Annotated in this window: 9 protein-coding genes and 1 pseudogene; 8 read left to right on the top strand and 2 right to left on the bottom strand. The window is 54.5% G+C overall.

Annotated features, from left to right (window positions below):
* The first annotated feature begins 271 nt into the window (after positions 1-271).
* The 8 genes from F8D48_RS12295 to rfbB all read left to right on the top strand — a co-directional run bounded on the left by F8D48_RS12295 (position 272) and on the right by rfbB (position 8,280).
* Positions 272-703, top strand: coding sequence for a sugar 3,4-ketoisomerase (locus tag F8D48_RS12295; RefSeq protein ID WP_151431587.1), 432 nt, complete (start codon positions 272-274; stop codon positions 701-703).
* Positions 704-705: 2 nt separating this feature from the next.
* Positions 706-1,824, top strand: a complete 1,119-nt coding sequence (locus tag F8D48_RS09550; RefSeq protein ID WP_151431585.1) for a DegT/DnrJ/EryC1/StrS family aminotransferase — start codon at positions 706-708, stop codon at positions 1,822-1,824.
* Entirely contained in the window at positions 1,805-2,356 is a 552-nt protein-coding gene (locus tag F8D48_RS09545) for a GNAT family N-acetyltransferase (protein ID WP_170272794.1), read from the top strand. Before F8D48_RS09550 ends, F8D48_RS09545 begins: the two co-directional genes overlap by 20 nt.
* Positions 2,353-3,438 carry a glycosyltransferase family 2 protein gene (locus F8D48_RS09540; protein WP_151431581.1) on the top strand — a complete coding sequence of 362 codons (1,086 nt, stop codon included), beginning with the start codon at positions 2,353-2,355 and terminating at the stop codon, positions 3,436-3,438. The genes F8D48_RS09545 and F8D48_RS09540 overlap by 4 nt, the downstream gene beginning before the upstream one ends.
* Positions 3,428-4,942, top strand: a complete 1,515-nt coding sequence (locus F8D48_RS09535; RefSeq protein ID WP_151431579.1) for a hypothetical protein — start codon at positions 3,428-3,430, stop codon at positions 4,940-4,942. Before F8D48_RS09540 ends, F8D48_RS09535 begins: the two co-directional genes overlap by 11 nt.
* Before the next feature lie 75 nt (positions 4,943-5,017).
* Positions 5,018-6,298: a radical SAM protein gene (locus F8D48_RS09530; RefSeq protein WP_151431577.1), complete on the top strand. Its 1,281-nt coding sequence runs from the start codon at positions 5,018-5,020 to the stop codon at positions 6,296-6,298.
* Positions 6,299-6,329: 31 nt separating this feature from the next.
* A complete protein-coding gene (rfbA, locus tag F8D48_RS09525; protein ID WP_151431575.1) occupies positions 6,330-7,202 on the top strand; it encodes a glucose-1-phosphate thymidylyltransferase RfbA in 873 nt (290 codons plus the stop codon).
* Positions 7,203-7,218: 16 nt separating this feature from the next.
* On the top strand, positions 7,219-8,280 hold the full coding sequence (rfbB, locus tag F8D48_RS09520) for a dTDP-glucose 4,6-dehydratase (RefSeq protein WP_151431573.1): 1,062 nt from the start codon (positions 7,219-7,221) through the stop codon (positions 8,278-8,280).
* 71 nt (positions 8,281-8,351) lie between these two features.
* Here rfbB and F8D48_RS12155 read toward each other — a convergent pair whose 3' ends face one another.
* Both F8D48_RS12155 and F8D48_RS12290 read right to left on the bottom strand, forming a co-directional pair.
* Entirely contained in the window at positions 8,352-8,840 is a 489-nt protein-coding gene (locus tag F8D48_RS12155) for an acyltransferase family protein (RefSeq protein ID WP_338071847.1), read from the bottom strand.
* 98 nt (positions 8,841-8,938) lie between these two features.
* Positions 8,939-9,394 (bottom strand): annotated as a pseudogene (locus tag F8D48_RS12290) (acyltransferase family protein); the annotation flags it as partial.
* Positions 9,395-9,407: the final 13 nt, after the last annotated feature.

Genomic DNA, 9,407 nt, shown 5'->3' with positions numbered 1-9,407 from the left:
GCAGCGCCGAGGCCCTCTCGAAGGTGTGGTAGGATGCTCCCGTCGACGAATGCCCCGGCCGGCGCCCTCCAAGGGCAGGCTCCGGGGCCCTCTGGGAGCACCGCTCCGGATTCATGTAACTCACACCGACGGCCTTCGGCCGTTGAGGCCCTGTCGGCGTTCGTGTAAAATATAAAATCCCAAGCCAGAGCCATTTCAGTGTGACTGCGATTCGGTTTTCGGGCTGAGGATGTGGTGTTTACGAGCGTAAGACTGTTTGGAGTGATGTGGCGTGCCGCGAGGCTGCGAGCTGATTACCTTTGCGAAAAATCAAGACGAACGCGGTGTTCTCATAGCTCTTGAGGGCGAGAGCGATGAGGTGCCCTTTCCCATAGAAAGGGTATACTACATTTCCTCCGTTCCTTCGGGCTGCCGACGGGGGTTCCACGCTCACGAGGATTTGGAGCAAGTTCTCATATGCGTGTGCGGTTCCGTTTCCATTTTGGTTGACGATGGGTGCTCCCAAGATACGGTCGTACTATCAGGTTGCGATAGGGGTCTTTACATCGGCCCCATGGTCTGGCGGGAAATGTTCTCGTTTACCGAGGGTGCCGTCCTCGTCGTCTTGGCGAGCAGGCATTACGATGCTGCGGACTATCTTGCGGATTACAATGAATTCAAGCGCCTTGTGGCTGGCGCCGCAGCGGAAGAAACGGAGGAGTGAGAGTGAAAGTTCCCTTCTCAACCCTTGCTCGATTGCATGAGGATCTGCGCGAGGAGATGGCGGACGCTTTCTCCCGCGTTTACGATAGCGGTATGTTCATTCGCTCGAAGGAATGCTCTGCGTTCGAAGAGGAGTTTGCAGCCTATTGCGGAGCGCGGTACGCCCTGGGCGTTGCCTCGGGCCTTGATGCCCTGGTTGTAGCGCTGAAGGCTTTGGATGTGGGCCCCGGAGATGACGTCGTGCTTCCGGCGAATACGTTCATTGCAACGGCTTTGGCGGTGAGCGCTGTGGGGGCAAATGTAGTGCTTGCTGACCCCGATGAGAAAACCTGCAATATGACGGCCCGGGGGTTTCTCTCTGCGATAACCGAGAATACGAAAGTCGTGATACCCGTCCATTTGTATGGCCAGCCTGCGGAAATTGAGGAAATTGCCAAAGAGGCTGCTACCCGGGGCGTCTTGGTGGTGGAGGACTGCGCTCAGGCTCACGGCGCCCTTTGCGGCGGCAAACATGTCGGTACATTTGGGGCCATAGGATGCTTCTCCTTTTATCCCGGGAAGAACCTCGGGGCATTGGGGGATGGCGGCGCAGTCATTACTGATAGCGAGGAGCTTGCGGATCGCATGCGCCGCATTGCCAATTACGGCTCAAGCATTCGATACCATCATGAAGAAAAGGGCATCAATAGCCGGCTCGATGAGCTTCAAGCTGCGTTTTTGAGGGTGAAGCTCAGGCACCTCGATGCCTGCAACGAAGCCCGTAGTCTTATTGCGGTTCGGTATCTAGAGAATATCCGGAATCCCCTTGTTGCATTGCCGTGCGTCGAGCCGGGTCGCGATCATGTGTGGCACATCTTCGCTATTCATTGCGTTGAAAGGGATGCCCTGAGGGATCATTTGCGTCAGCGGGGCATAGAAACGGTGTGCCATTATCCCGTCACCATTGCAGATCAGGGAGCGTATGCTTCCGACGGTCGTCTGAGTCCCACGCCCCTTGCGCGGCGGTTGGCTGACACGGAGCTAAGTTTGCCCCTCTATTTCGGCATGACCGATGAGGAGATTGATTATGTCATCGATGCGCTGAACGCCTTTAATGGTGGGGGTGGGAATCGTGCTGCATAATTTACGCATCGCGCAGGGCGACAAGGAGCTGCGTCCTCTGATGAGGGGGGATCTGGAGCAGTTGCGCGTCTGGCGCAACGATCAGTCGAAAAACGAATTCATCCGTCCTGTCGGCACTATCACTTCCGAGCAGCAGGAGCGTTGGTTCGAGAGCTACTGTCGCCGTGACGATGAGGTTATCTTTGGCGTTCTTCGCGACGGTGTTCTGAAGGGCTCGGTCTCGCTTTACAACCAGGACGGGCGACGTGCTGAATTTGGCCGATTGATGATTGGGGAAGACAGAGGATCCGGTTTGGGATCTTTTGCAACATGGGGCTGCGCCCAGATTGCCTTTTCCATCTTGAATTTGGATGAGCTGCACGCTTGTGTCACCGTGGAAAATACGAGTGCTCTGCGAATCTACGTGCGCGAGGGTTTTCTTATAGAGGAGCGACGGCATAACTGCGAGATCGGCTTCGACGAGTTTGTTATCCGCCTGCCGCGCCATAGATTTGAGCTGCTTGCTGCTGGAAAGGGTGCTGACCGTTCATGAAATTGTCCATCATCATGCCCTGCTTCAATGTTGCCGATACCTTGGAACGGGCCCTGGAATCTATCCTCATGCAGGAGGTCTCGGCCGATTACGAAATCATCATCGTGGATGATGCCTCATCGGACGAGACGGGCTCCATCGCGCGGTCCTATGCTGAGAAGTATCCGTTTGTGCGGTACCTGTCCAACGAGGTCAATCAAGGGAATGCTCACTCTTTCTATCGAGGGCTGGTAGAATCACGAGGTGATTATTTCTGCGTTCTCGACGGAGATGATTACTACTCAGTTAAGGATAAACTTGAGAAGCAGATCACCTTCTTGGATCAGGATTGTCGCCAGGAGTATGTTGCGGTGGCATCCCATTTTGTCATCGATTTCGGGGACGGAAACGTCCACGTTCCGAATCGGGGAGCAATCACCGAGTTCACCTATGTCGATTTGCTGACTTCTCGACATGGATATTTCCATACTGCCACCTATATGTATCGCAATATTTTCCGGGGGAACGTTCCCGAGTACTTTGATATGAAGATTTATCGGGGCGATACCCCGCGGACTCTGTTCCATTTGATGTATTCGGGCAAAAAGGTGAAAGTGCTCGATTTCGTCGGGTCGGTTTATTCCTATACCTTCAAAGGCATCTGGTCGGCAAAGACGGAGCGCGAACACTTTCAATATCAGGTTGACTTCTACACCGCCCACAGGCAATTTGTCCGAACGCGTTTTGAGAGACAATTTGCGGATCGCTTGAAGGACCTTAATATTCACAAGCTGAAGAATACAGGTCCGGAAGAGCTTCACCATTACCCCATGATCAGTATTGAGCGATGCTTGACCGAGATCCGTCAGATAGCGGCCACGTTTGCCTTTAAGGAGATGGAGTTCGTTCTCAGAGAGATCTACTCCTCCCAGTACCTGGATACCTTGGCGGCCACGCTTGGCTTCATTGCGCGTACCAACGCTCCCGAATTGGTGCAAACCAAAGCCAATGACAACGTGGTCTGCATATTCGTTTCTCATTTGAATCCCCGTGGGGGGGGGGATTTTTGCCGAGGTGAAAGAGCTGGCGGATATGTACAATGACAAGCAAGTGTACATATTCCAGACCGATGAAGGCGGCATCTCCGACGAGGCGTTGGAGTCTCTGTCCCAGCTTCCCCATGTTCATCCTCTTACCTATCCGTTGGATTGCTCCGAGCCGTTTCGGTGGTTCTCTGACCGTCTGAAGGAACTCTCGCCCTTCCGCTCGTACTACTATTGCTCCCATAAGGATGTTTATGCGCAGGCTCTTATGGCATCGGGGCCCTGCGAGAACATTACGCTCTTCTCTTTCGACCACGGCTTTGTCCTTGGCTTGAATAACCCGAACATAGACACCATCGCCGCTAAGCGTCCTGTGGACTATGCTCTGCTCAAACAGGCATTCCAGAAGAAGCTCTCCTATTTGCCGGCATGGTCTCATCGGGTGGAGCTCTCTGATGGCCTTCGATATGATCCGTTTGCGGATCACGACCGTATTGTTACCGCGAGCGGAGCCGCTCGGTTCTACAAGGTGAACGGCGAGGTGCCGTACCGATATCTTGACGTGGTCGTAGCGCTGCTAGCCGAGCTGGGGGGTACCCACTATCATTTTGGACCCCTTCCCGATGACGTTAAGACCGAGTTGCATGCCGCCTTGGAGGCTGCGGGCGTGCCACAGGATCGCTTCGTCCATGTTGAGTGGTCGTCCAATTTGCCGGAAAGTCTCTTGCGGCACCATGTCGATGTGTTTATCGAGCCTTTTCCGACGGTGTCGTACAAGCTGACGCTCAATGTGCTTTCAGTTGGCATTCCGGTCGCCGCGTGGAAAAGCGTGAAGCGCATGTCTGTGACCGATTTTGTTCCTCGGGATACGATCTATTGGCGCAATGCCCGCGAGTTGATGGATCTTCTCGGTGGACTTACGCGGGAGAAACTTAAGGATATGTCTGAAAATGCCCTGGCCTATTTTGAGGCTTGCCATGAGTATGACACGGTACGGGCCTACGTGCGATCCAATGAGCCGATGGCCATTGATGAGGACAATCTACCGTTTATCGCAGACAATGACGTTCACGATGTCATGGACTACCTCCCTCTCTACGGCATGCAGAATGTGGCGGTGATGAAGCGGTATCTCGACGAGGTGAAGCGCGAGGAGGAACGCTTGCGCGAAGAGGAGCGCTTGCGCGAGGAAGCGAGAAAGCGAGCCGAAGAAGAGCGGGTGCGAGCTATTCGACGGGAAGCTGATGAGCTGGCGGCTGAACTGCGGCGTATTCGGGTTCGCAATGCTGCCCTTGAGAGATGCGAGTGGATGAGGGGGTCTCATTCGTTTAGGGTCGGGTATGCCTTGACGCAGCCCTATCGCATGCTGCGGGGATGCATTGTTCGTTCTGCTTCGCATCCGGTGATCGAGAATTTGCACGACATGACTCCGGAAGAGTTCGTTGATATGTACGGGGGAGGAAGCGCCCTCAAACACGTTGATCGGATCAAGAAATCAAATGCCTTCAAGCTGGGCCATGCGGTCACCTCTCCGGTGCGCAATTTGAAGAGGCTGGGTAAGTAACACTGGTACCGCTTCCATTGAGCGGTTTGATCGGAGGCGACGGTTCTTGGTGTCGCGCGAAGAGAGGAAGTAAGGTTGAAGGAGCATCTGAAAAAAGTATTGCCGCTTCCCGCGAAGAGTACGCGGACCGAGTTTAAGAAAACTCACGAAGGCCTTGATGGACTGAGGGAGAGCATAAACGGCTTCGAGATGGAGGCCCGCTCGGCGGCGCGCGCCTACGAGGGTTTAAGCGATAATGTGCGTGCCGCATTGACACTGGCGGATCAGTCGGCGGCAGATATTCGGTCTCGCTTCGACGTTGTTGAGGCAATGGAGGCCGACTGTGCTCAGGTGTTGGCGGCTCAAGAGTCCGCCCTGGGCGCTGTTCAGGAATCGGTTTCCGTTGTCCATGAAGATACGGAGCGGTCGTTCAAGACGCTCGCCGAGCGTATACAGGCGATCGAGCGTCAATTGAAGACAGCTGCGACGGACAGAGGGAACATCAAAAGCACTGTTGCCGGTTTGGGGTCACGATTATGGGCAAATGAGCGTTCGTCGGTTATGGCTGCGGCCGCTACGATGCCGCGTCAGTTCATTGAGCATTTGGACTACCACGTGGTTGACCATTGTAATCTGAATTGCGTCTGCTGCAGCACCTATTCGCCCATTGCGAAAGAGCGGTTTGCCGATATATCGCAATTCGGAGACGATCTTCGTTTGTTGCAATCGGCGGTTGGGGAAAACGTTCTTCGTCTGCATTTACTGGGAGGAGAGCCCCTGCTCCATCCCGAGATAGAGGGTTTCTTGGTCGTGGCTCGCGAGGTTTTTCCGGGTGCGCGCATTGACGTTACTTCCAATGGCGTACTGGTGTCGAAAATGCCCGATTCCTTCTGGGAGACTATGAGGAAATGCGATATCGATCTCAAGTATACGCGCTATCCCATCAGTCTTGACTATGATGCCATGGTCGAGCATGCAAGGGAGCGGGGCGTATTCGCCTATTCCGCCGGTGACGAGATAAGCTGTTTCCGACGCATTCCCCTCAACCCGCGGGGAACCTCCAATGTGCATCAGACCTATCTGCGCTGCCCGTACATCGATTGCCCGCAGTTGCGGGAGGGCCGATTGTGTCGGTGCCCCGCGTCGGCATACTCGGATATCTTGAATGATGCGATGGTGGAGTCGGGGCATATTGCGCGCTTTAAGCTCAATGCGGCAGATTGCTTGGAATTGCATGGGGGCCTGTCCGCGCAGGATGTGTTCGATTTCCTTTCCCGGCCCATCCCCTTCTGCCAATATTGCGATATGGGGAAGGTGGATAATGCGGTTCCCTGGGGGCCCTCTTCCCGGGAAATTGCCGAGTGGGTTGATCTGTGATGGCTGGCATATCTGGCGAAACGAGGTTGCAATGAAGGGAATTGTGCTTGCGGGCGGCTCGGGAACCCGGCTCTACCCGTTGACCTCGGTAACCTCTAAGCAACTTCTTCCGGTCTACGACAAACCAATGATCTATTATCCTCTCTCCATCCTCATGATGGCGGGTATTCGAGATATTCTCATTATCGCTACTGCGCAGGACATGCCGAATTTTCAGCGCCTGCTCAAAGACGGTGCCCAGTTTGGCCTGCGGCTATCCTATGCAGTCCAGCCCAGTCCGGATGGCTTGGCCCAGGCTTTCGTCATTGGCGAGGAGTTTATTGGCGATGACTCGTGCGCGTTGGTGCTGGGCGATAACATTTTCTACGGCAATGGTCTTGGGCGTCACTTGGAGCGGGCCGCGCGAACCGAGCATGGCGCTACGATCTTCGGATACTATGTAAATGATCCCGAACGATTTGGTGTTGTCGAGTTTGACGCTGAGGGAAGGGCAGTTTCCATCGAGGAGAAGCCGGCTAAACCAAAGTCGAATTTTGCTGTCACAGGACTGTACTTCTACGACAATCGGGTGTGCGAATTTGCGAAGCGCGTTGAGAAGTCCGATCGTGGGGAGTACGAGATAACCTCCTTGAACCAGATGTACCTTGCAGAAGGGACGCTTAATGTAACGACTCTGGGACGCGGTTACTCGTGGTTCGACACGGGAACCGTAGAGTCCCTCTTCGAGGCATCGGAGCTCGTCCGCGTCGTTGAGAAATCGCAGGGCCTGCAGATTGCCGCCCTTGAGGAAATTGCCTACCGCCTCGGATGGATTGGCCTTGACGATTTGGAGGCCGCTGCGGAGCGGTATAGGAAATCAACCTATGGTATGTATCTAGCTCGAGTAGCAAACGGGGAAGTCTAGCGGAAAGGCGCGTCTAATGAGCAAGACCTATCTTGTTACCGGTGGAGCCGGATTTATCGGAAGTAACTTTATTCGCTATATGATGAGAGAGCACGGGGATGTTTTCATTATCAACGTCGACAAGCTCACCTATGCCGGTAATCTTGCGAATGTGGCTGATGTCGCTAGCGATGATCGCTATTGCTTCGTGCGTGCCGATATTTGCGACAGGAAAGCCATAGGTGCTCTTTTCGGTGAATATGACATTGATGCGGTGATAAATTTTGCCGCCGAATCCCACGTGGATCGCTCGATTGCCTCGCCAGGTGTTTTCGTCTCCACCAATGTAGGCGGTACGGTCAATCTCCTAGATTGCGCTCGCTCTGCATGGGAAGATGGCGATGGCTCCTATCCACCTGGCAAGAAATTCCTTCAAGTGTCGACGGACGAGGTTTACGGGACGCTCTCCCTTGAGAATAGGGAGGAGTTTTTCACGGAGGACATGGCCTTGGAGCCGAACTCGCCGTACTCTGCGTCAAAGGCGGCCGCTGATCTGTTTGTGCTGTCCTACGGAGCCACATACGGCCTCCCAGTCAATATCACTCGATGCTCGAATAATTACGGACCTTATCAGCATCCCGAGAAACTCATTCCCCATATGATCCTCAACGCGGTGGCCCACCGTCCCCTTCCCGTGTACGGTGATGGGCAGAACGTGAGGGATTGGCTGTTCGTCGATGATCACTGCCGGGCTATAGATCTAGTTTTGAATAATGCCGCCCCTGGTGAGATATACAACGTGGGCGGTCACAACGAGCGCAGCAATATCGAGGTGGTATCGCATCTCGTGGCTATGTGTTCACAGTATTTGGATGATGAGGGAATCAGCACCGAGTTGATCGAGTATGTGGAGGATAGGAAGGGGCATGATCGACGATATGGCATAGCTCCTGATAAGATCGCGGAAGATCTTGGGTGGCAGCCACAGGTCTTGTTCCGTGAGGGCATCGAGAGCACAGCGAAGTGGTATCTGGAGAATCTCGCTTGGGTTCGGCAAGTAGCTGACGTCGATGATTCACGAGATGGCTGTTCGGAATAGCTGTCCCATGCCGCAGTGTCCCAGTCAGCGGGGGAGCCTCTCGAAGGAGCGGCTCCCCCGCCGACTTTCGGCTACTTGAGGTACAGAATCCGGGATCCAATGTTGGGGATGCGGGCTATGGCGATGCAAAGTGCGAGGCTGATCGCCAAGTCGGCAGAGAGAAGCAGCGCCACTTGGGCCACATGGCTTTCGATTCCCAACGAAGCGATATGCGGGGCCAAGAGCATCAAGATGGGGAAATGAACCAGATAGAGCGCGAAGGAATAGTAGGAGAGTGTTGAGATGACCCTTGAATTCCGAAGTGCTGCACCGCAGGAGAAAAGCAAGAAGAGGAAAAAGCCGGCGGCGAGCAGCAGCCCATTGGTGTACCACACGGGAGCGAAGATGCCTTTCGAGTAGGCGAATATCTGCAATGAGACGGTGGCGAGGAAGCACAAGAGGAACAAGGTTGCAAGAAGAATGGGTTTGACGCGGTCGCGCAGGGGAAACTTTTTAACGCAGTATCCCAGCAGCATATAGCATCCATAAGCGCCTCCGCTAAACCCTCGGCGATTTCGCACCGCAGTGCGCCATGTCCGAAGCTTTGCGAAAGAATACTGAGGAGCGGGATGCCGAGAAAGAGAACGAGAGCGCAGGCGAGGGGAAACAGCAGCAGCTTCGGATCATCGAGTTTGCGAAGGCCATTTGCGATGAAGGGGAGGAAGAGGTAGAGTCCGATGATCATCGGCATGTACCACATATGCCCCATGCCGACGTTCTCGAGGAAGAGCATGTTCTTGATGAGCAGGCCGACGCTGAAGTCTCGTCCGGTGGAGAGGCACAAAAAGATATTGTAGGCGGCAATCCAAAATTCGGTGGCCAGGAACAGGCCAAGCCACTTGGTCCGCCAGAAGGTTAGGCACTTCTCCCGACTGTAGTCCCGGTCGAGCATGAGGTAGCCGGACATAAAAAGGAAGATGGGCACGCCGAGTCTGCCGACGGTGAAAAGGCAGAAGGCCGCGGTCTGCGACGGAAGGCTTGTGGACAGGATGCTGTCGAGCTGAAACGAGTAGGCTTTCTCCGTCGCGTGGCAAAGGAGAACTGTGAGGATCGCGAAGGCCCGCGCGTAGTCCATCCATACGATTCGC

Source organism: Adlercreutzia muris (assembly GCF_008831045.1).
Lineage (GTDB): Bacteria > Actinomycetota > Coriobacteriia > Coriobacteriales > Eggerthellaceae > Adlercreutzia > Adlercreutzia muris.
Note: the sequence above shows the minus strand (reverse complement) of the source record. Positions and strands in the feature narration are given on the sequence as shown.